The organism is Rothia sp. SCPM-O-B-18226 (M350) (assembly GCF_058213595.1).
This window is the reverse complement of record NZ_JBYQJS010000001.1, coordinates 197,004-218,306: the sequence shown is the minus strand read 5'-3', so window position 1 is coordinate 218,306 and position 21,303 is coordinate 197,004. Positions and strand designations below refer to the sequence as shown.

At 63.8% G+C, this 21,303-nt stretch carries 18 protein-coding genes and 1 tRNA gene; 9 read left to right on the top strand and 10 right to left on the bottom strand.

All coding sequences use genetic code 11. From position 1 onward, the window contains the following. From AC3E6W_RS00955 to AC3E6W_RS00930, 6 genes are all read right to left on the bottom strand, one after another. Positions 1-1,131: a hypothetical protein gene (locus tag AC3E6W_RS00955; RefSeq protein WP_490652111.1), complete on the bottom strand. Its 1,131-nt coding sequence runs from the start codon at positions 1,129-1,131 to the stop codon at positions 1-3. A gap of 64 nt (positions 1,132-1,195) precedes the next feature. Beyond that, entirely contained in the window at positions 1,196-1,816 is a 621-nt protein-coding gene (locus tag AC3E6W_RS00950; protein WP_049333415.1) for a hypothetical protein, read from the bottom strand. Positions 1,817-1,958: 142 nt separating this feature from the next. After that, the gene (locus tag AC3E6W_RS00945; RefSeq protein ID WP_314870059.1) at positions 1,959-2,756 is read right to left on the bottom strand and encodes an organic solvent tolerance protein OstA; all 798 of its coding nucleotides are present in this window, start codon (positions 2,754-2,756) and stop codon (positions 1,959-1,961) included. Positions 2,757-2,857: 101 nt separating this feature from the next. Continuing rightward, on the bottom strand, positions 2,858-3,457 hold the full coding sequence (locus AC3E6W_RS00940; protein ID WP_490652110.1) for an amino acid transporter: 600 nt from the start codon (positions 3,455-3,457) through the stop codon (positions 2,858-2,860). After that, positions 3,447-3,956, bottom strand: a complete 510-nt coding sequence (locus tag AC3E6W_RS00935; protein WP_314746918.1) for an asparaginase domain-containing protein — start codon at positions 3,954-3,956, stop codon at positions 3,447-3,449. Before AC3E6W_RS00935 ends, AC3E6W_RS00940 begins: the two co-directional genes overlap by 11 nt. Positions 3,957-4,044: 88 nt before the next feature. Then, positions 4,045-4,117 (bottom strand) — tRNA-Lys (locus AC3E6W_RS00930). A 134-nt stretch (positions 4,118-4,251) separates the two neighbouring features. On the opposite strand from AC3E6W_RS00930, the gene AC3E6W_RS00925 reads away from it, so the two are divergent. From AC3E6W_RS00925 to AC3E6W_RS00900, 6 genes are all read left to right on the top strand, one after another. Beyond that, positions 4,252-4,983, top strand: coding sequence for a histone acetyltransferase (locus tag AC3E6W_RS00925; RefSeq protein WP_490652109.1), 732 nt, complete (start codon positions 4,252-4,254; stop codon positions 4,981-4,983). Between the two features lie 727 nt (positions 4,984-5,710). After that, positions 5,711-6,328 (top strand): hypothetical protein, encoded by a 618-nt coding sequence (locus AC3E6W_RS00920; protein WP_049333407.1) that lies wholly within the window; start codon positions 5,711-5,713, stop codon positions 6,326-6,328. Beyond that, a complete protein-coding gene (locus tag AC3E6W_RS00915) occupies positions 6,328-7,368 on the top strand; it encodes an inorganic phosphate transporter (RefSeq protein ID WP_490652108.1) in 1,041 nt (346 codons plus the stop codon). Before AC3E6W_RS00920 ends, AC3E6W_RS00915 begins: the two co-directional genes overlap by 1 nt. Before the next feature lie 141 nt (positions 7,369-7,509). Further along, positions 7,510-8,568, top strand: a complete 1,059-nt coding sequence (locus tag AC3E6W_RS00910; protein ID WP_490652107.1) for a glycosyltransferase family 2 protein — start codon at positions 7,510-7,512, stop codon at positions 8,566-8,568. Positions 8,569-8,571: 3 nt separating this feature from the next. Next, positions 8,572-10,272: a polysaccharide pyruvyl transferase family protein gene (locus tag AC3E6W_RS00905; protein ID WP_490652106.1), complete on the top strand. Its 1,701-nt coding sequence runs from the start codon at positions 8,572-8,574 to the stop codon at positions 10,270-10,272. 156 nt (positions 10,273-10,428) lie between these two features. Further along, positions 10,429-11,823, top strand: coding sequence for an FUSC family protein (locus AC3E6W_RS00900; protein ID WP_490652105.1), 1,395 nt, complete (start codon positions 10,429-10,431; stop codon positions 11,821-11,823). Positions 11,824-11,912: 89 nt separating this feature from the next. On the opposite strand, the gene AC3E6W_RS00895 is transcribed toward AC3E6W_RS00900, so the two are convergent. Beyond that, a complete protein-coding gene (locus AC3E6W_RS00895) occupies positions 11,913-13,379 on the bottom strand; it encodes a DNA repair protein RadA (RefSeq protein WP_490652104.1) in 1,467 nt (488 codons plus the stop codon). Positions 13,380-13,611: 232 nt separating this feature from the next. On the opposite strand from AC3E6W_RS00895, the gene disA reads away from it, so the two are divergent. Both disA and AC3E6W_RS00885 read left to right on the top strand, forming a co-directional pair. Next, a complete protein-coding gene (gene disA, locus AC3E6W_RS00890; RefSeq protein ID WP_490652396.1) occupies positions 13,612-14,688 on the top strand; it encodes a DNA integrity scanning diadenylate cyclase DisA in 1,077 nt (358 codons plus the stop codon). Between the two features lie 102 nt (positions 14,689-14,790). Beyond that, the gene (locus tag AC3E6W_RS00885) at positions 14,791-15,003 is read left to right on the top strand and encodes a hypothetical protein (protein WP_049345963.1); all 213 of its coding nucleotides are present in this window, start codon (positions 14,791-14,793) and stop codon (positions 15,001-15,003) included. A gap of 124 nt (positions 15,004-15,127) precedes the next feature. Here the strand turns inward: AC3E6W_RS00885 and AC3E6W_RS00880 are convergent, their stop codons facing one another. Beyond that, on the bottom strand, positions 15,128-15,919 hold the full coding sequence (locus AC3E6W_RS00880; RefSeq protein WP_306540171.1) for a hypothetical protein: 792 nt from the start codon (positions 15,917-15,919) through the stop codon (positions 15,128-15,130). 92 nt (positions 15,920-16,011) lie between these two features. Between AC3E6W_RS00880 and AC3E6W_RS00875 the strand changes: the two genes are divergently transcribed. Continuing rightward, positions 16,012-17,028, top strand: a complete 1,017-nt coding sequence (locus tag AC3E6W_RS00875) for an HhH-GPD family protein (RefSeq protein ID WP_314508510.1) — start codon at positions 16,012-16,014, stop codon at positions 17,026-17,028. A 122-nt stretch (positions 17,029-17,150) separates the two neighbouring features. Here AC3E6W_RS00875 and AC3E6W_RS00870 read toward each other — a convergent pair whose 3' ends face one another. Beyond that, positions 17,151-19,718, bottom strand: a complete 2,568-nt coding sequence (locus AC3E6W_RS00870) for an ATP-dependent Clp protease ATP-binding subunit (RefSeq protein WP_490652103.1) — start codon at positions 19,716-19,718, stop codon at positions 17,151-17,153. A 1,019-nt stretch (positions 19,719-20,737) separates the two neighbouring features. Further along, positions 20,738-21,091 (bottom strand): histone-like nucleoid-structuring protein Lsr2, encoded by a 354-nt coding sequence (locus AC3E6W_RS00865; RefSeq protein ID WP_005504366.1) that lies wholly within the window; start codon positions 21,089-21,091, stop codon positions 20,738-20,740. Positions 21,092-21,303: the final 212 nt, after the last annotated feature.

Sequence of the window (21,303 nt, the reverse complement as noted above, 5' to 3'; positions counted from 1 at the left end):
CTAGTTGAGGCGGTATCCCTCCTCGGTGTACACCGAGGTGTCCTTGTAGCCGCGCTGTTCCTTGCGAGGCTTCTTCCGGCCAGCCTTGCGGCGGGCCGTCTCGTACTGCTGAGCGACCGCCTCTTCAGCCCGTCGGTTGGCTTCCTCTTCTTTCCGCCGCACCTGTTCTTCTTCCAAACGAGCACGCGTTTCTGCACCTGCGCTCTGATGACTGAGGACGTTCTCCTCATCGACCGGCTCGTCATCGGCCGGTTCGTCACCGTCGAGCTCGCCGTCATAAGGTTCCAGACCGGCACGCTCGGCGCGGAGCGTCAGCAGAATCTCGCCCTCCAGACGCTGCCTCTCCAGGGGGTTTTCCGTCACCGCCATCTTCGCGCGAAGATCGAGGATTCGCTGCTCGGCGGGGGTGCGAGTAACCCGTTCCTCCTCGTCAATCAGCCGGAGCATTTCCAGGTAATGGGCGGCCTGCCTCTCCTCGATGGTCATGCCCGCCTCTTCGTCGGCCCCGGCCACGTTTTTCGCGCCCTCCGCCGCGGGTGCCGGAGGCTCCTCGGACCGGACGACATCCTCATCCCGAGTAGAGACAAGGCCCAGCAGAAAAATGAAAAGTGCGGCACCAACGCCCACGATGATGACCAGCACCTTCGTCACGGTCAGGGAGGCGGTGGCCGGGCTCGTCGCGGGGTTCAGCGCGGTGAAGGCCGGGAAGAAAAACCCGGCCAGGTCGAAGGAACCCGCGGTGATGAGCATGCCGCTCAGGCAGCAGACGGCCGCGTAGAGCATCAGCGTCTGACGTGCGCCCCTGCTACCCGTGCACAGGACCGCCAGGAAGCACAGGATGATTAGTTCCACCCAGATGGTTCCGCTCAGAAGGCGAGGCACGGCAATGGTGAAGATTGAGACGATGTCCCAGCCGTGTCCGGCGGAGGCGAGGGCCTGGTGCGCGTCCAAACCCGCATACACGAGCATGAGCCCCACGCCCAGGCAGAAGGAGATATCGACTAGCACTGAAGTCTTCTGCACCGGCTCAATCCGTTCCTCGCCGTCATCGGGCGCCTCTACGGTGTCATCGTGCCCGTCGGGGTCGGTACGGATTTGTGACTCGTGTGCGGGGTCGGAAGTAGGGGTCACGGGGTTCGTCCTTATCGGTGGTTGGTGAATAAACTATCGGCGGGCCGCAGGCCCGCGGCAGAGGTTAGAGCAGGTAGTCCTTGCGGCGGCTCAAACGCCACGAGCTGCGGGCCGCCATGTAGGCACGCGACTGGCGCGACCACACCAACGCCAGCGCGATGACGCACACCACCAGGTAACCCCCGGCGATGTACACGGGCGTGTACAGGGGCGAGGAGGTGCTCAGCAGGAACTCGACCTCCTGGCTGGGTGCACCGTTCAGCGTGGCGAGCATGGCACCCACGCTCAGCATAATCAGCATCGCCGAGATAATGCCCATCACCAGAGACACCGAAAGCACCACCGCGGCCCAGCGGTAGCCGCGGATGAACGCCACCGTGCAGAAACTGTGCAGCACCACGTTTCCGAGGGTGCACAGCATCAGGAAGAGCACCGGGTAGTAGGCCTGCGCCTCCACGAGGGTGGAGGAATGCCAGGTGGACAGGCGCGGAAGATGGGTCGTCGTCAGCGACACAGTGGTGTACACCAGCAGCGCCACCCAGCCCGCGGAAATGGCCAGGAGCACCCAGCCGGCAACCGACACGAGGTTCGGGGTCGGCGGTTTAGAGCGCGAGGACTTCACGGACGCCTCGGGGGAGGTAGCGGCCGGAGCCGCGGGGAGCGGTGCGGGTTCGGGGGTAGGCATGGTTGGATCTTTCGAGAGCCTGCGCGCCGTGATATACGACGGTTCATCGATGCGGCGGGTAGGCGCGGGGTACGTATGGTGTGGTGAAATACGGTGTGTTCGGTGAGCTTATGTGCATCGGCCGGGGCGTCCCGGCGGAATCCTAATCGGAGGGGGCGGCCTCCGCGCCCGCACCGGAATCTTCGGATGCGTCGGCCTCGTCCTGCGGGGCGGGATGCGTGAGCGCGGTCCTCAACTCGTTGAAACGGTAAATCGTTAGTAGGGACAGGCCAACCTCACTCACCCACACCAGACCTAGGCCACAGAGCACCAGCATCGGGTCGAAGCCCATGGAGACGCCCGCCCAGTCCAGCATGAGAAGCAGGAACGTGATGGGTGAGAGCACCAGCCCCACGCCAATGTACCCAATCAGCGAGCAAATCGCCCAGATGCTGTACACGGAGGTGTCAGCAACGTCGTTCGGCGGGCGCAGAAGCGGCCAGGCCTGGACGATGATGTACAGGGCCGCAAGCAGCCAGAAACAAATCGCCAGCGGCTGCGTGTACTGGGCGATGATGAGGCCCTCCGTCAGGCCCAGAACACTCAGAATGGCGACGCGCACCAGCAGGTTTTTGCGTAGCTGACGCTGGCGTATTCTAATCTCATCGCGGGAGTAGGTGCGCAGAAACGCCGGAAGCGCGGCCGGTGCCACCGCGGGGTTGAGGGAGGTGGTCGGGGCCTGCGCTACGTGCGGGGCGGGTAGGGGCCCATCCTTCGGGGATGCAAGAGGCACGGCCTTCGCGGGAACCGTGCGGTGCATCGCGGTGGAGGGGACACTCACCTCCGCGGAGGCGGGCCGCAGGTCGCGGATGGGCGCCTGGTACCGGGTCCGCACGGCGGTGCCATCCGGGGTTTCGACGGACGGTGCGGAATCGTCTGTGGTCCGGTCCGGGGTACCCATATATCTCCTCCTGACGGCGTGGACGACGGTTTACGCCTCTACCGTATCATGCGCAGTTGAAGGCTTCCCGAACATGAAAAGAGGGGGCAGACAGTGCCCTTTTAGCCGCCGGTGTTCTCCGAGAACGACCCGCGGTGGAAGGCCTCGTTACGCCTGATTACCCGGCGCAGAACCACCGCGTAGAACAGCGAGAAGAAAAACTCCAGCACGAATGACCCCATGACCGTAAATACGGCTCCCGCGTAGAATGTCCCGAAGTGTTTAAAGAGCGCATCCGGCCCGTGCAGGGCGAATAGCAGGTACGCGAAGAAGGCACCCATCACCGCGGCCAGGAGCGCCGAGACGGCGTTGCCCCAGTAAATCAGCATGACGGAGCGGTCGGCGCGGTAGATGGTGGCCAACCAACCCTGCACGACCAGGTACACGAGCGGCACAGCACCCACGGGAAAGAGAGCCGCACGCATGAAGAAGTACACCATGCCGAGCGCGGGGGCGATGAGCAGTACGACGCGCACCGCGTAGAGCACCTTTGCTGGCAGGGGCTCGCTACTGCCAATATCCCAAAGCTCCACAACGAGGGCCTCCGCTGGCTCGGAGAGTTCCGAACCGCGGGGCCCCGGTGCGGCGGAGCGCGGGCCGTGCTCCTCCGGCGACTGTGCCGATTCAGACGACTGCGCCGGTTCGGGCGCGTTAGCCCTCAAAAATACCTCGGGAACGGTCCTTGCGAACGCTCTCAGCCGGGAAGATGCGGCCGCTCATGCTGATGTACACACCCGGGTCCAGCAGGTTCAGGGCAGCGATTGCGGCACCCAGGTTGAAACCGGCGTCGGAGCGCGCCATGACGGCCGGCTGCATTGCGCCGGTCAGCACCACGACCTTCTCACCCAGCTTCGCGTGCTCGAGCAGGTAGCGGGCGGTTTCGGGCATGGTATCGGTGCCGTGGGTAATGAGCACCTGGGCGTTGGTGACGGCGTCCAGGGCCTCGGTCAGCTCGGCGCGGTCCTCGTCGGTCATATCCAGGCTGTCCTTGCCGATGAGCGGGCGGATGTCGAAGCGCACGTCGGTAATGACGCGGTCGAGCAGGTCCTTGGCGGCGGGCTCACCGATATCCATGGTGCCGGCGACAGAGTAAAACTTGTCGATCGTGCCGCCGGTGGCCAGAATCGTGATTTCTTCGGGGTTCTTAATGGTGACGCTCACGGGGTCTCCTCATCTCTTGAGCAACAGAACCAATAACGACGCAAAAACCCGCCGACCCCCGCTGAGCGGGAGGCGACGGGTCGTTCGGTGCGCCCTGTGGGGCTCGAACCCACGACCTGCGGATTAAAAGTCCGTAGCTCTACCGACTGAGCTAAAGGCGCTCTTTCCGCATAGCTATACAGCCTGCAGATAAAAACTACTATACACTAACGGCTCTCGCCTCCGGAACGGTGCGGGGCGCGGCACGGCGGGCGAAAATGCGCGGGGTCACGGCAGGAGTACACTGGGTAATCCTATGTCTACATCCGCATCTTCCACCGGCGGACGCTCCCGCCGCCGCACGCATCACCGACCCGTCCTCTTTACCTCCGAGAAGTTCGAACGGCACGAGGGCGGCATGGATCCCGCCGCCCGTGAGGAGGCGGCTCACGCCTCGGCCCGCATCCTGCTGACGCGCGGGCGCGGCCGGGATCGAGAGCTGACCGAGCGGCTCGTCAGCTTCACCGACGACTACGGCATCGAAATGCTTGCCGAACTATGGTCGCACGCGAGCGCGCACTCCCTGCCGGGCGCGCTCTGGCGCATGTATCGGCTGCGGGACACGGTGCACCGCTCCCCGCGCGGGGTGAGCCGCGCCTTTGAGCTGGGCATGGCGGAGGACTACCGCTCGCACGTGGTGGCGGGGGTGCCGGATCCGCCGGGCGCCGAGGAGGTTGTGCGTACGATTGACGAGATCCTGGCCGGCCTGTACACGGGGGACCTGGATATGGCGATGGAGCGGTGCGCGGCCTTCGCTCGCGTTGTGGCTCTGGGGATTCGCGTGGATTTCGCGCGGTACTCGCGTAATCCGGCGCCGGTGACTCCGGTGGCGACAAGCCACGAGATTAAGCGTGAGGCGGTCGAGCGTCACCTGCGCATGCCGCGGCAGGCGGCGCAGCTCGAGCAGGACGCGCAGGACCTGGAGGCGGTGGCCGCCCAGTGGCGCGCCGCGGAGGCTTCTCGACGAGATCCGGGGGAAATCGCGTAGAGGCCGGGTGCCCCACTCCGCTGGGTTCCTCGATTTGCCGGCTGCCGCTGTTCGCGCCGCGCTCAATCCCTGCCGATAGGGGCCCGATAAAGCGCTTTATTGAAACGCGCAACACCCTGTCAGATTCTATGGTTTAGGGAAGGGCCGGTGCTTCAATATCCGGGCTGGTTTCATGAGTTGGCACAGGTTCCACATTGGGCCGCAAAGGCCTGAAAAGCCTGTTTCCGATTGACTCTGCGCCGGGTGCGGGTGGATAATAATTACAAGATGTCGGGTTGCTAATAGGTAGCCCCGGGCTCCAAATCTTTAGCCGCTTCGAGCGGCCTTCCGCCGAGAGGCGCTCCCAACCCGACATCCCTAAACGTTCCGGTGGGGGTCGAGAAATCGACCCCCACCGTTTTATGTTGTCGGCCTGTACCTTATGGTCTGCATCTTGGTTTGGGCCGGTCCGTATCTCGGCCCGAATCAGCCCGAGATAGCCCGAGATAGCCCGGTTCAGTCTGGGCTGGTCCGTATCTCGGCCCCAGTTCCAGCACCCGGTTCTGGCGCCCGGTTCTGGCGCATCTCTTCACGCCGTGCCACAAACCCCGTATATGCGAAATTGAGAATATATTATTGCGGATGGGCCCCGGGTACAGGTTCTGGGCACGGATTCCGGGTATAGGTTCCGGGCACGGGCCGCGTCCAAAATACTCCTCAGCCCCGACCACTCGCTAGACTGGGAACTATGCTGCACCGCCTCTTCCCCCACGCGAACGAATCCCTCGCCTCCCTCGCCGAAATCTCGGCCCAGGTCGGCGAGGCCGCGGCGCTCCTCTCCGAAATGGTGGGTTCCCCCGTCGCCGAATACCCCGCCCTCTTCGAGCGCATGCTCGCGCACGAGGCCGACTCCACCGACCTGCTCTACCGCACCCTCACCGAGGTGCGTAGCTCCTTCTCCCCGCCGATTCCGCGCGAGGACATCTACACCCTGGCCCGTAAGCTCACCACCGCTGTTGAAAAGCTCACGAGCGCCGCGCACGTGCTGTCCCTGCACAGCATTGACGGCTTTGCCACGCACATCACCTCAATCCTGGATATCATCCAGCGGCAGGCCGTACTCACCGCGGCCGTCATCCCCAAGCTCGCCGATATCCGCGGCCTCGACAACTACTGGATGGACATGCTCCGCATCTCGCGGCAGGCCCTGCGCACCGCCGAAGAGTACGAAGCCCACATCTCCACCCGCTACACCCACGAACGCTACCGCCGCTACGTGACCTTCCTGGCGCAGCTGACCGCCGCCTCCAACGCGATGCGCGATGTCTCCACCGAGATTGGCCGCATCATCGTGCAGGAGTCCTAATGCTCCTGATTCCCTTCGCCCTCTGCGCGTTCGGCGCGGCCGTCTACGTGACCGGCATGCACGACGCCTCCAACACGGTCGCCGTGCCCGTGCGCACTCGCGCCCTCGGCGAGCGCTCGGCCCTCTACCTGGCGGCGCTCTTCAACGTCCTCGGCGTCGTGAGCGCCTTCCTGCTGTTGGGCGAATACTCGGCCACCTGGGTGAGCGCCCCCGAGGGCGAGACCGGCCTGAGCGGCATCCTCGCCGCGCTGCTCGTCTGCTCCATCTGGGGCATGCTGACCTGGGCGCTCCGCCTGCCCTCTTCCTCGACCCACGCGCTCATCGGCGCGCTGGCCGGGGTCAGCTGGTGGGCCCGATTCAGCACGCAGGGCAGCCAGGAACTGCACCTCAGCTCGTTTCTGCCGCACATCTTCGAGGCGACCCTCTGGCCCCTGCTCTACCTGCCTCCGCTGATTTTTGTTCTCTCCTGGGTCATGGTGATTCCCTTCTACCGGCTCGTGGTGGGGCACAACCCGCGCATGGTCAACCAGCACTCCCGCGAGGTGCTCGCGGTGTCCTCCTCCGCGATTTCACTATTGCACGGGGTGCAGACAGGCTATCTGTACCTGCTCCTGTGGTCGCTCATGGTTCCCCTGCTCGGCGACCATTCAGGCTCCAGCGGAACGTACCGCCTGGACACCGCAGGGATGCTCCTCGGCACGCTCTTCATCGCCCTGGCCCTGGGCCTGGGAACGCTCAGCGGCGGGCGGCGCATCGGCTACACCTTCGCGTACAAGATGGTGCGCATCGATCCCCTCCGCGGCGCCGTCGCGCAGGGAACCACCGCCGCCGTGCAGATTCTTGGGTACTTTTTACTGCAGGTTCCCTTCTCTTCGTCGCACCTGGCGACCGCATCGACCCTGGGTGCGGGTGTTAACCAGCGTTTCAACGCGTTGAAGCCCCGCATTGTGCTTCAGATTCTGCTGGTGTGGATTGTGACCATTCCGGCGTGTTTTATTGTCGGTGTGGCGGTCATGATGGCGGTTCAGGCGCTTCTCTGAGGCTTCGCGGGGCCGCCGTAGACCCCACCTGATTCCCTTTCTCATCTATGGTCGGCGCGGGTTGAGCGCGGGAGCTAACGCCCTTCATAATGGTGTGAGTTCACGAGCCTTCACACGGCCTCCCCCAATCGATAAGTGACTATGCCCTCCCCCACCGTAGCTGTTCTGGTCCGCACGAAGGACCGCCCCCGTTTCCTGCGCCGCGCCCTGGCCAATATCGCCGAGCAGACCTTCACCGACTACACGGTCTGCGTCATCAACGACGGCGGGGACGAGTCTGCCACCCGCGCCATTCTGCAGGCTTCGCCCCTCGCGCACCTGCTGGAGGGCGATGCGCCGCGACTCATGCTGCTCACCACCGGCGGCGGGAATATGGAGGCGGCCTCGAACGCCGGATTGGCGGCCACCGACAGCGAATTTGTGGCCATCCACGACGATGACGACCTGTGGGCCCCCGAGTTCCTGGAGCGCACCGTCGGGGCCCTGCGCGCAAGCGAAGCACTCATCTGCTCGACCCGCGTGGTGGAACGCTATGAACGCGAAACCCCCGAGGGCGAGTTCGAGGTGTACGAGGAGCGCATCTTCCACGACGGCCTGCCCGGGTTCGGACTGCAGTTCCTCTACCGCACCAACCGCACGGTACCCATTGGCATCCTCTACCGTCGCCGCCTGCACGAGCTGGTCGGTTTCTACGACGAGTCCCTGCCCGTGGTCGGCGATTGGGAGTTCAACCTGCGTGCCGCCGCAGTGACCGAGGTGCTGCTCGTGGACGAACCCCTCGCCTACTGGTCGCTGCGCCCGGAGGCCGACGGCGCGGAGGCCAATAGCGTGCAGCGCCAGGCCGAGCACGCCCGTTTTGATGCAAGCGTGCGCGCCCGCGCGATTCGCGACGACCTGCAGTCCGGCGGGCGTCCGGGCCCGTACCTCTATCAGGCGCACCTGATGGCCGATCTGGAACGTCGCGTGATTGACGGGCACGACCTGACCCGCGAATCCCTGGATCTTCTGCGTTCCCTCGGGGAGCGGCTAGAGCGCATTGAGGCTCGTCAGGCCGCTATGGATGCGCGTCAGCGCGAGCTGGAGGCCCGATTCGCTGCCGACCGGTCGCGGGGACGCGGCGCCCTGCGCACTCTGAGTTCCGCGGCCCGCTCCCTCGCGCGGCGCATGCGTTCCGCAACGCCTCACGGGGAGGGCCGCTAACCCATGACGGAGAACGCTCATTCTACTCATTCCCGCGCGCCGCGCGTGATCGTGGTCGGCGATATCGGCCAGCACACCTACCACGTGGGCGACGAGGCGATGACCATTGCGAGCGCTCAGGCACTTGCCGAAGGCGGCGCGGAGGTCACCCTCATGACCCGCGACGAGCGACACTCGGCGCGGTACCTCAACGCGACCCGCGGCGCAGAGGGCGATGGCTACTCCTACCTGCCGTTTTTCCTCTTCCCCTGGGCGCCGGCCGAGCGTGAGCTGACCCTCGCGGCGCTCGAGTGCGTCCTGACTGAGCTGCACGCCGACCGGGAGCGGCCCTCCATCGCCGAATTGGTGGCACTACCGCAGGTGCAGGCGCTGCCCGAGGTGTTGCACCCGCTGGAACAGACCGTCGAACGCATGGTGGGCTTCGCGGACTCCATCGCCGCCATGGACGCGGTCGTCATCTCGGGCGGCGGCAACCTCAACTCCCGCTTCGGCTGGCTCCTCTACGAGCGTGCCTCGGTGGCTCTCGCCACCGAGTACGCCGGTGTTCCCCTATTCGTGACCGGCCAGTCCTTGGGCCCGGTCCTCAACCCCGAGGATGCGCAGGTTCTGGAGCGTATGCTCCGCACCGCCCGTTCGGTGACGGTACGCGAAAGCTCCTCGCTCGCCTGGTGCCGCGAACGGGATATTGACGCGCGCCTGAGCGTGGATGACGCTACCGACTACCCGACGGTTTACCCGGCACGCACCCTGCACTATGCGGAGGGTATTTCAGCAAGTCAGGCACTTAACGAGCTGCCGGAGCACTACGTCTGCGTGACCGTCAACGAATGTACCGACCAGCAGGCTCAGCAGATTGCGCGCCTACTCGACGGCATGTGGCGCGAGCACGGCTACGCGCCCGTATTTCTGAGCCACTACGGTGACCCGCAGGACTCGGCAAGCGGCGATATTCAGGCGCACCAGCGCATCGCCGAGCAGCTCAGTCCCTCCACCCCGGCGACCCTGCTACCGATTCTGCACGCCGACCAGAGCATCACCGTGCACCGGGCGGCGGCGTTCACCCTGACCAGCCGCTACCACCCGGCGGTATTCTCCGCCGCGGCCGGTATTCCGGTGCTCGCGCTGATTCCCGATGCGTTCACGCAGATGCGGGTGGGCGGTGCCCTGCGTCAGTACGGGCTGGGCGAGTTCACCCTGCCGTTGGGTATGCTTACCGGCGGTGTTCCCGAGCTGATGATCGCCACCGCCTTGCGACATGCGGCGGTAGCAACGGATGCGCGCCGCACCGAACTGCTGGAGGCCCTGCGAGCCGAGCGTGCCTACCTGCTGACGCAGATTCTTGCGCACGGTGAAGAGAAGCCCGGAAAAACAGAAGCCCCCGCACCCTTCCCCACCGTGGAGCAGGTCCCGGCGCTCCCCGAGCCGCTGGCCGCCACGGTGCGCGCTGCACGCGATCTCTTCACCGAAACCTCCCTCACCGCAGGTTTCGAGTGGGCAATGTCTGACCGGGCGCACTCCTGGGATGCCGTGCACCGCGCCGAGCTCGAGCGCCTGCTGGCCGAGCGGGAAGAGCCCCGCGAGGCGGCCGGCCCCGGCGACAACGAACCTCGAGGGGAAGCCCGGGACGAGCGTAACCCCGAGCCGCCGGAGCCCGAGAACCGCACCGGCTTTCTGCGCCGGGTGGCCCGCCGCATCCGCGGGTAAGCCGCGGCGCTCCTCCCCTCCTCGGGCGCTCTTCCAGGGCATCAGCAAACCCCTGGGGGGAGCTCCCGACCTGGCCGGGGGCGCAGGTCGCACGTCACAGAACCGTGAGACCCGGCCTCCCCTCGCCCCGCTCGACTCGACGGTATGATGGTTCCCATGGCACAATTCGCAGACATTCTTCGCAACGCAGGACGTAGTACTCGACAGTTCATTCACGAGGGCATGCACCGAGTGCGCGTCGATTTCTTTCAGTCTGTGCAGATTGTTGCGGCGTCTATGGGCGCTTGGCTTTTCGCTGAGCACATCCTGGGCCACCAGGAACCCATTTTTGCGCCGGTCGCTGCCCTCGTATCCCTCGGCTATGTAAGCGGTGCTAAGCATTCCCGCCGAATCCTTGAGGTCTCCTTCGGCGTGACCCTCGGCATTCTCATTGGCGACCTTCTGCTGATTCTGCTTGGTCACGGTACCTGGCAGGCGGCAGTGGTGCTTTTCTTGACCGTGATTATTGCCCGATTTATTGATAAGGGCATTATTTTTACGATTCAGCTCAGCTTCCAGGCCTGTTTCACGTTGCTGCTGCCCGTACCTGACGATGCGTTCACCCGCAGTTTCGACGGTATCGTTGGTGGCGCCTTTGCATTCCTCACCATGTACCTGATGCCGCGCGACCCTCGCAAGAACCCGCGCGCCCGCGCCATCGCCCTCATGGATGCCTTCGCGAAGGTTTTCCAGCTCTCCTCCGAGGCAATCCGCTACTACGACTACAACAAGGCGTACCAGAGCCTGCTTGATGCACGCGCGCTGCAGCCGCTCTACGATAGCTGCCGTGGCGACCTGATCACCGCGCAGGGTATGAACGACCTGTCGTGGAAGAGCCGTAAGAACCGCGAGGAGCTGGAACGCCTGGCGAAGACCCTCGCCGCGGTGGATCTGGCCATTCGTAACGACCGCGTGCTCAACCGTCGCATGGCCTCAACCATCCGCCACGTGCAGCTGCGTTCGGCCGCGCTGGTTTCGCTGAGTAAGGCCCTGGACGAGCTGTCGCTGGCCTCCCAGAGCATCGGCCTGGGCATGTCTGCGCCGAGGAAGGAAGAGCGCGAGCACTACATGAAGAAGGCGCAGGACCGCATGGTGCGCCTGGCCGGAACCCTCAACCCGCACTACATGGGTGTGGCATCCTTCGAGGGCGAGTCGCTGGTGCTGATGCTGCGCCTCATCGTGGTGGACTTCATGGAGGCCACCGGCATGAGCCACAAGGAGGCTCTGGACAAGCTAATGCCCCTGGGCGAGGCCATGACGCAGCACGCCCCGAGCACCTCCTCCCTGCCGGTGATTGACCTGCACGTGAGCTCTGAAGAGATGGAGGCGCGCGCCGCCGAAATGGGCGCCGCCACCGTGACGGGTACCGTTCCGGAGAACGCTTCGGAGAATATCCAGCGACAGCCCGATCAGCTACACACCCGTTCGATCAACATCATGCTGTTCGAGAACGAGGAGGAGAATACCTCCCAGCCGCGCACCGACCGTCCCTCGCAGGTTCGCCGGGACTAACGGGGTCGGCGACCAGCCGCAAAGCATAGAGGAGGGGGCTCCCGGTGACCTTCACGTCAGCCGGGAGCCCCCTCCTCGCTTTTGCTGTTTTACTTCTGCGGGAAGAGCAGCGCGAGCGCCTCACCCAGGGTGGTTACTTCACGCACGGTCACGCCCTCGGGCACGTCCCCCACACCGGTCGGGGAGGCGGGCACCAGCACGTGCGTGAAGCCCAGGCGGCCCACCTCCGCGATGCGCTGGCGGATACCCGGCACGGCGCGCACCTCACCCGCCAGGCCCACCTCGCCAAAGACCGCGAGCTTGCGCGGAAGCGGCTTATTCTGCGCCGCCGACGCCAACGCCATGACGCACGCCAGGTCGGCGGCGGGCTCCGCAATTTTCGCGCCGCCCACCGTCGAGACATAGCAGTCGAGCTTGCCCACGTTCAGCCCGGCGCGGCGCTGTAGCACCGCCAGGAGCATCTGGATGCGCGCCGAGTCCAGGCCCGAAACGGTGCGTCGAGGTGCCGGTGCTACCGCCTGATCCAGCAGCGCCTGAACCTCCGCGAGCAGGGGGCGGCGGCCCTCCATCGTAACGGTCACGCAGGTGCCCGCCACCGGGTGCGGGGTACTGGAGACGAACATGCCGGAGGGGTCCAGCACGGGCGCGATGCCGTCCTCGTGCATGTCAAAGCAGCCCACCTCGTCGGTGGGGCCGAAGCGGTTCTTAATCGCGCGCAGCATGCGGATATTCGAATGCTTGTCGCCCTCGAACTGGCAGACCACGTCCACCAGGTGCTCGAGCAGGCGCGGGCCCGCGATGGTGCCCTCCTTGGTCACGTGCCCCACGAGCAGGGTGCACATATTGCGTTCCTTCGCGGCTGCAATCACGGAGGCGGCGACCTCGCGCACCTGGGTGACACCACCGGCGCTACCCTCAACTTCCGCGGAGGCGAGGGTCTGCACGGAGTCGATGACCAGCAGCGCCGGGTCAATCTGCTCGATGTGAGCCAGGGCGGTACCAAGGTCGGTTTCGCTGGTCAGGTAGAGGGTTTCCGCGATGGCACCGATGCGGTCGGCGCGAAGCTTGACCTGCGCGGCGGATTCCTCGCCGGTGATGTACAGGACCGGGCGCGGCGGCTGGGTGTTCTGCGCAGAGGTGTTTTGCACTGGGGTGTTCGTACGGTTCTGCGCGCCCCTCTGCCCCGCAATCCCGGCGGTGCCGCGCGCGAAGGTGGCGGCAACGTCCAGCAGTAGGGTGGACTTGCCCACGCCGGGCTCGCCCGCCATGAGGATGACCGCGCCGGGCACGAGTCCGCCGCCGAGTACGCGGTCAAATTCGGGGTTTCCGGTGCTCATGTAGGCGGCCACACGCGAGTCGACCTCGGCGATGGGCTGGGCGGGTTTCTGCACGCTGGATGCGGCGCGAGTGCGCGCACGGGTGCCTCCGGCGGCTTCTTCGACGGTGCCCCAGGTCTGACACTCGCCGCAGCGGCCCACCCACTTGGCGGTGGTCCAGCCACATTCGGTGCAGCGGTAGGCGGGGGCGGTTTTGGTGGTCTTGGTGCGGGCGCTCATGGCTCTATTGTAGGGGCGGGCCCGCTTTCTTACCGGGGCGAAGGTCATCTCTCGCGACAGGCGTACAGCGGGGCGGCCCGCGCCCGTAAAACCATCCGGGGCCGCCGCAAGTGCCTCCCGGAGAACAGCGTTTCGACACCGTTTAAAAATCAAGAATATCTATTCGTTTTTAAGGCACTTTAGCCCGCCGTTTCGCCCCTGACATCGCCCTTTAGGTGCGATTATGGGTACAATGGTTTTCGTGCAGATGAATTATAGTGACCTTTTGCTGAAAACTATCGCCCGAATCGCCCCCGGCACCGAGCTCCGCGAGGGCCTGGAACGCATCATGCGTGGCCGTACGGGCGCGCTCATCGTACTCGGCTCCGACCGCACCGTTTCCTCCATGTCTTCGGGCGGTTTCAGCATCGACACCGAGTTTTCGGCAACCCGCCTGCGCGAGCTGGCCAAGATGGATGGCGCCATCATCTGCGACCGCGACGCCACCCGCCTGCTGCACGCTGGCGTACAGCTCATGCCGGACGCCTCCATCGATACGAACGAGTCCGGCACCCGCCACCGTACCGCCGAGCGCACCGCGATTCAGACCGGCTTCCCGGTGATTTCGGTGAGCGCCTCAATGTCCGTCATTTCGGTGTACGTTGACGGCACCCGCTACACGGTCGAGGACAGCCAGTACCTCATGGCCCGCGCGAACCAGGCGATTCAGACCCTTGAAAGCTATAAGAAGCGCCTGCGCTCTGTGCTTTCCTCGCTCTCGGCCCTGGAGATTGAGTCCAACGTGTCCCTGGCGGATGTGGCGATGACCCTTCAGCGCATGGAGATGGTGAACCGCATTATCCGCGAGGTCAGCCACTACGTGCTGGAGCTTGGCGTGCACGGCCGCCTGATTGCCCTGCAGCTGGAGGAGCTACGCGCCCCCGAGATGACCGCTAGCGACCTGATTCTGCGCGACTACCTGCCCGAGGCGAATGACGAGCTGATCGCCGGCGGCGTGCAGGCGCTCCAGAACCTAGACGGTATGGGCATCGTCGATTTGCGCGCGATTGCCCGCACCGTCGGCTTTGGCGAGAACCCCGACTTGGAGACTCCCCTGCAACCGCGCGGCTTCCGTCTGCTGGACGGTATTCCGAGCATTCCGAACGCGATTGCCGAACGCCTCGTGGAGCGCTTCGGAAGCCTTCAGGCCCTCATGGCGGCTTCCCTTGAGGATTTGCGAGCCGTGGACGGCGTGGGCGAGGCGCGCGCCCGCACGGTGCGCGAGCAGCTGACCCGCATGGCGGAAAGCAGCCTGGAGCGCTACCTCTAATCACCCGGGTACACCCCTAGCAATTGAGAACGGTTCCGGGTTATGATGTGTCGACAGAGGTTTTCCCTCGTCCAGGCCATAACACGTCACGAGGAGGTCACTATGGCCAAGCGCTCCGTCCCGTTCTTTGTGTGGGCTTCCCCCATTCTTTTTCTGATTTACCTGCCGCTGCTGTGGTTCCGAGTCATCCCCAACTCCTTCGAGGTGACCGACCCGCCCACCCTGCTTCTAGCAGCCCTGCAGTGGACCGTCTTTGGTGGCTTGCTCGGCTACCTGGGCGAGCGCCGATTCGCCAAGCCGCGCGCCTCCAAGTAGCACACCTCCAGGTATCGCCACGCAACAGCCTTATACGAAAAGCCCCCGCGCCGGAGAGTATCCGGTGCGAGGGCTTTTTACGCCCACTCACGGGCGAAAACTATGGGGAGGCTCGGCGAAGCGACTACTGAATCACGAAGTTCACCCGGGTCGAGGTTACGCCGTCCACCGTTGCGGTTGCCCAGTAGGAACCCTTCTGGGCGTTCGAAGCGGCGGAGCAGCCCAGAACGTTGATCTTGCGATCCCAGGCCAGGTCGGTTGCGCCCTCGGCACCCGCGGCAACCTCAGCCTTCGGCAGGGTGGTCGCGGTGCACAGGCTACGGGTGTACACCTGCGCCGATCCCGAGGTGATATTCAGGTCCACGCCGGTATTCGCACCCTCACCACCCACGGCGCAGGGGGTCTTCGAGGAGTTCGTGTAGGTCACGTGGAACGAGACCTGCTCACCCGCGGCGAACGTGCGCTTCGCGGGGGTAACGGTCACCTTCAGGTCGTTCGCGGTGCAGGCTGCCACCACACCCGCCGCGCTTGCGCTCGGGGTGGCGGAGGGGGTGGCCTGCGCGGTCTTGGCCTCGCTCGGCTTTGCCTCGGGGCTCTTGGTTTCAGCCGCCTTGGTCTCGGTGGCATTAGGGGAGGCACTCTTGGTCGCCGTCTCGCTCGGGGAGGCAGAAGGACTTGCCGAGGCGGAAGCGCTAGCCGAGGCCGTTTCGGAAGGGCGCGCGCTGAAGCTCTGGAAGGGCGCACCGGTGGCCGTCGCGGTGGAGGCGACGGTGGCGTCCTTCTTGTTATTAATCATGCCGACGATGCTCGTCACGCCCGCAACCAGCAGGAGAATGACGGCGAGCAGGGCAACAACCGCCACGATGCGACGGCGGCGGTAAACTTCGGGAGGCAGAACGGGACCGTTTTCAGACATACTCTAAGGATACCGGGTTTCAACCTTAGATTCACCATGAACCCATTCCATACCGTTTTGGGAATATATAGCCCGTGACGTAGGCTTTTCTGATGATTCCAGAAGCAGCAGACCCCGCAAATCACCTCCCACAAGGCATCAAGCCGCACCTTCTGCACGAACGCATTAATGGCTGGTTCCTGCAGAACGCACGCGACCTGCCCTGGCGCCGCGACGACTGCTCGCCCTGGGGCGTGATGGTCAGCGAATTCATGCTACAGCAGACCCCCGTCAAGCGCGTCCTGCCCGTCTGGGAGGAGTGGATGCGCCGCTGGCCCACCCCCGCAGACCTGGCCGCCGAGCCCGCCTCGGAGGCGGTGCGCACCTGGGGTCGCCTGGGTTACCCGCGCCGCGCTCAGCGCCTGCACGGGGCTGCCGTGGCGATTGTGGAGCGGCATGATGGTAAGGTTCCCGCCGACCACGATGCGCTCCTCGACCTGCCGGGCGTGGGCTCCTACACGGCCGCCGCCATCAGCGTTTTCGCGTTCGGTCTGCGAGAGACGGTCATCGACACGAATATTCGCCGCGTGCACGCCCGCGCCGTTAGCGGCAAGGCGCTCCCCTCCCGCTCGCTGACGGCCGCCGAAACCCGCCTGGCCGAGGCACTCATGCCCGCCGATACCCCAACCTCCTGCGTGTGGAACGCGGCGACCATGGAGCTCGGTGCGCTGGTCTGCACCGCGAAGTCCCCGACCTGCGAGCAGTGCCCCGTGCAGGATGTGTGCGCCTGGATTGCGGCCGGCCGACCCGAGGCTGAGTACACGCCAAAGGGCCAGGCCTGGCACGGCACGGACCGCCAGGTGCGCGGTGCCGTCATGGCGGTTCTCCGCGCCGCCCACGAGCCCGTGGAGCGCAGCCTCATCCTGGATGCAGCCTCGGCCACCGGCGCTGCCGCCTCGCCCGACCTGGTATTCCCCGCGAATGTTCCGGCCGAGGTGCACCGCCCGCTCAAGGCGTTGTACGCGCTCTCCCCCGCCTCCGAACAGCTGCAGCGCTGCTACGCGGGCCTTCTGGCCGATTCTCTGGCCCGTGAGGTACCGGAGGGCGGGCGAGTGCTCGTTTCGCTTTAGAAGGGCCCCAGAGGGCCTTAGACCAGAGGGCCTTAGAATGCGCAAAACGCCCGAGGGGCGGCACCGAATAACCGGTACCGCCCCTCGGGCGTTTTGTGCGCTAGAGCTTAGCGGCCTAGCGCCTAGTCGTTACCCTGGCCCTCGCGGACCTCGGAAGCGGGAGCCTCGGAAGACTCGCCCTCCTTCACGGGCTCCTTCACGGACTCCAGGGAGAGCTCCTTCATCGGCTGAGACGAGAAGACGAACTTCGCGGAGTCGCCCTCACCTTCAACGTCCACGGTAATCTTCTCACCGGGCTTGATGTCGCCGAAGAGGATCTTCTCGGACAGGGCGTCCTCGATGTTGCGCTGCATCTCGCGGCGCAGAGGACGGGCACCCATGGACGGGTCGTAACCCTTAGCCGCCATGAGAACCTTCGCAGCATTAGTCAGCTCAATGGACATATCCTGCTCCGCCAGGCGCTTAGCCAGGCGGCCCACGAACAGGTCCACAATCTGCAGAATCTCAGACTCGGAGAGCTGCGGGAAGACGATAATGTCGTCCACACGGTTCAGGAACTCGGGGCGGAAGTGCTCCTTGAGGTTCTCCATCACGCGTGCCTGCATGCGCTCGTAGTCGGCTGCGGTGTCATCCATCGCCTGGAAACCAACCGGGATGCGGCGGTTCACGTCACGCGAACCCAGGTTGGTGGTCATGATGATGACGGTGTTCTTGAAGTCCACCACGCGACCCTGCGAGTCGGTCAGGCGACCGTCTTCCAGAATCTGCAGCAGCGAGTTGAACAGGTCGGCGTGAGCCTTCTCCACCTCGTCGAACAGGACCACGGAGAAGGGCTTGCGGCGGACCTTCTCGGTCAGCTGGCCGCCCTCATCGTAGCCAACGTAGCCGGGAGGCGCACCGAACAGACGCGAGACGGTGTGCTTCTCCTGGTACTCGGACATATCCAGGGTGATGAGCGAATCCTCATCGCCGAACAGGAACTCCGCCAGAGCCTTGGCAAGCTCGGTCTTACCCACACCAGTCGGGCCGGCGAAGATGAACGAACCACCGGGACGGCGCGGATCCTTCAGGCCTGCACGAGTACGGCGGATAGCGCGGGACAGTGCCGCAATAGCGTGCTCCTGGCCGATGACGCGCTTGTGGAGCTCCTGCTCCATGGTCAGCAGGCGGGTCGACTCTTCCTCGGTGATCTTGTAGACCGGAACACCGGTGGAAGCAGCCAGAACCTCAGAAATAACCTCGGGGGTCACGGTGCCGAATGCGTCGCCGCCTTCGCGCCATGCCTTCTCAGCTTCTTCCTTCTCAGCCAGGACCTTCTGCTCCTGATCACGCAGGCCTGCGGCCTTCTCGTAATCCTGGGAGTTGATGGCGTCTTCCTTCTGCTGGCGCAGCTTGGCGGCCTTCTCGTCGAGCAGCTTGATTTCCGGGGGTGCGGTCATGCGCTTGATGCGCAGGCGTGCTCCCGCCTCGTCAATCAGGTCGACAGCCTTATCCGGCAGGAAGCGGTCAGAGATGTAGCGTGCCGCAAGGTTCACGGCGGTCTCGATTGCCTCGTCGGTAATGGTGACGCGGTGGTGTGCCTCGTACTTGTCGCGCACGCCCTTGAGGATCTGCACGGCGAGCTCCTGGGAGGGCTCCTCAACCTGAATCGGCTGGAAGCGGCGCTCCAGGGCGGCATCCTTCTCAATGTGCTTGCGGTACTCGTCCAGGGTGGTGGCACCGATGGTCTGCAGTTCGCCTCGAGCCAGCATGGGCTTGAGGATGGAGGCAGCGTCAATCGCGCCCTCAGCTGCACCCGCACCGACGAGGGTGTGAATCTCGTCGATGAACAGGATGATGTCGCCGCGGGAGCGGATTTCCTTCAGGACCTTCTTCAGGCGTTCCTCGAAGTCACCGCGGTAACGGGAACCTGCAACCAGGGAACCGAGGTCCAGGGTGTACAGGTGCTTGTCTTTGAGGGTCTCGGGGACGTCACCGTGCACGATAGCCTGTGCCAGGCCCTCCACGACGGCGGTCTTACCGACGCCGGGCTCACCGATCAGCACGGGGTTGTTCTTGGTACGGCGGGAGAGGACCTGCATAACGCGTTCCATCTCCTTGTGGCGACCAATAACCGGGTCCAGCTCGCCCTCACGCGCTGCGGCGGTGAGGTTGCGGCCGAACTGATCCAGGATGGTCGAACCCGCGGGAGTGCCTTCGCGAGAGTTACCTGCACCCACGCCGGCGGTTTCCTTCTCACCGGAGTTGTTGCCGGGGTAGCCGGAAATCAGGTCCATGACAGCCTGGCGCACGGCGGCAGGCTCAGCACCCAGCTTGACCAGCACCTGGTTTGCCACGCCCTCGTTCGCGCGCACCATGCCCAGCAGGATGTGTTCGGTGCCGATGTAGCCGTGGTTCAGCTGAATAGCCTCGCGCATGGACAGTTCGAGAACCTTCTTCGCGCGGGGGGTGAAGGGGATGTGACCGTTAGGCGCCTGGGGGCCGGGGCCGACGATGTCCTGAACCTGTTCACGTACTGCGTTCAGGGTAACGCCCAATGATTCCAGGGCGCGAGCACCGATGCCTTCGCCCTCGTGAATCAGACCGAGCAGCAGGTGTTCGGTACCGATGTAGTTGTGGTTGAGCATGCGTGCCTCTTCCTGGGCAAGCACCACAACGCGCCGAGCTCGATCGGTAAAGCGTTCAAACATTTACGCACTCCTTGCATTTTCCTATTGATACAAGAGTACGTTGAGCTGCGGGTTTATGCCCCGCGTGTGGGCGCCTGTTCGCCATCAAGAGAACAGATGAGCTGTTCGGGGCGTTTTGAGCGTGTTTTCGGGCGCCTAGGAGGGGGTTCCGCGGGTGGTTTTGAGGGGTCTAGCTCACGCAGGTGAACCTACCCTGAAGGTAGATGAGCACTGCCCGGTCGATAGTGGTTGCTTTTGCAGGGGTTGCCTCTGCAGAGTGTGCGCATAATACCGCCGGATGTACTGCGGGGAGGGGCTACGAGTGGGCTCTGAGGGGAGGTAGCACCGAAACGAGGATGTCCGGGAAAGCAGAACACACAAGAAGCCACACAGACCCACACAGGAACCCCTAGTTTTCTGCACGCGCGTGAATATATTGCAGAAATTTTTAAAAATTTATATGTTTGCGTGAGAAATTTCAATAATTCGCAAAAATATATACAGCGCCATTGGCGATAAATATTTTTACGCAATTCACAGGCAATCCGCAACAGAATTTCCGCTGATAATCATCGTGGTTTCGGGGGAAGTATCAGGGGAAATCTCCACGACAGCACACGGTAGCATGCTTATTATTTTCGGCTCTATTCAGGGTAGACCCCACACCGCACACAGAGGGAATATCCCGGCGAATAACAACAGCATCAAAGAGATTAATGCGCCAACACCTTTAGTGTTCCTGCCGATGCATGAAATCTAAATGAACGCAGAATCCGAATGTGCACTATGCCCCTGCGTTCAACCAATACCCTTCTCGGTATTGCACCGATTGCCCCATCAACCAGCTCAATATATTTTACATGTAAATAGTTAATTGGAATTAGCCATAAAACATCCCCCATTCAGATATGCAGAACATACAACACGCATAAGAGGGCAAAACAAAAGGCGGACGGTGATAACACCGTCCGCCCTAAGCACCCGGAGGTTTAGAACCTTAAAGAACCAACCCCTCCGGCTACACGCAATGCGTAGAACCCTTAGTCCTGAGCCTTCATTGCTTCGTAGTATGCGTCCTGAATATCCTGGTGGATGCGGCCGCGGTCAGAGACCTTGTGGCCGTTAGCCTTAGCCCACTCGCGGATTGCTGCGGTCTCGGGGTTACGCTTGACCGGAGCAGCAGTGCCGCGGGGTGCACGGGTGCGCTGGGTAGCGGTACCCTGCACGCGGCGGGACTTTGCCACGAAGGGGCGGATAGCGTCACGCAGGCGAGCTGCGTTAGCGGAGGACAGGTCGATCTCGTAGTGAGCGCCGTCCAGGCCGAAACGGATGGTTTCGTCTGCGGGGCCGCCGTCGAGATCGTCTTCAAGGATGATGCGAACCTTCTGTGCCATTGAGGCACCTCCTCATCTGTTGCATATATCCTGTGGATAAACCCAAAAGCCTCTATCGGAGATTGAGAAAATAGTGTGCCGGATATATTTATGTACTAATTTTCTTTCACATAATAACAGAAATATATTAAAGATTCCGAAAACTTCCTGAATATTGAAACAATGCGCTGATCGCCCTGAGCGATATATCCATTCCGTTCACCTCCGTTAAA

Coding starts and splice junctions, on each gene's coding strand:
- AC3E6W_RS00900 (WP_490652105.1), top strand. CDS start 10,429: ATGGCACAATTCGCAGACATTCTTCGCAACGCAGGACGTAGTACTCGA.
- AC3E6W_RS00950 (WP_049333415.1), bottom strand. CDS start 1,816: ATGCCTACCCCCGAACCCGCACCGCTCCCCGCGGCTCCGGCCGCTACC.
- AC3E6W_RS00925 (WP_490652109.1), top strand. CDS start 4,252: ATGTCTACATCCGCATCTTCCACCGGCGGACGCTCCCGCCGCCGCACG.
- AC3E6W_RS00880 (WP_306540171.1), bottom strand. CDS start 15,919: ATGTCTGAAAACGGTCCCGTTCTGCCTCCCGAAGTTTACCGCCGCCGT.
- AC3E6W_RS00915 (WP_490652108.1), top strand. CDS start 6,328: ATGCTCCTGATTCCCTTCGCCCTCTGCGCGTTCGGCGCGGCCGTCTAC.
- disA (WP_490652396.1), top strand. CDS start 13,612: ATGGTTTTCGTGCAGATGAATTATAGTGACCTTTTGCTGAAAACTATC.
- AC3E6W_RS00895 (WP_490652104.1), bottom strand. CDS start 13,379: ATGAGCGCCCGCACCAAGACCACCAAAACCGCCCCCGCCTACCGCTGC.
- AC3E6W_RS00920 (WP_049333407.1), top strand. CDS start 5,711: ATGCTGCACCGCCTCTTCCCCCACGCGAACGAATCCCTCGCCTCCCTC.
- AC3E6W_RS00905 (WP_490652106.1), top strand. CDS start 8,572: ATGACGGAGAACGCTCATTCTACTCATTCCCGCGCGCCGCGCGTGATC.
- AC3E6W_RS00870 (WP_490652103.1), bottom strand. CDS start 19,718: ATGTTTGAACGCTTTACCGATCGAGCTCGGCGCGTTGTGGTGCTTGCC.
- AC3E6W_RS00865 (WP_005504366.1), bottom strand. CDS start 21,091: ATGGCACAGAAGGTTCGCATCATCCTTGAAGACGATCTCGACGGCGGC.
- AC3E6W_RS00945 (WP_314870059.1), bottom strand. CDS start 2,756: ATGGGTACCCCGGACCGGACCACAGACGATTCCGCACCGTCCGTCGAA.
- AC3E6W_RS00910 (WP_490652107.1), top strand. CDS start 7,510: ATGCCCTCCCCCACCGTAGCTGTTCTGGTCCGCACGAAGGACCGCCCC.
- AC3E6W_RS00875 (WP_314508510.1), top strand. CDS start 16,012: ATGATTCCAGAAGCAGCAGACCCCGCAAATCACCTCCCACAAGGCATC.
- AC3E6W_RS00885 (WP_049345963.1), top strand. CDS start 14,791: ATGGCCAAGCGCTCCGTCCCGTTCTTTGTGTGGGCTTCCCCCATTCTT.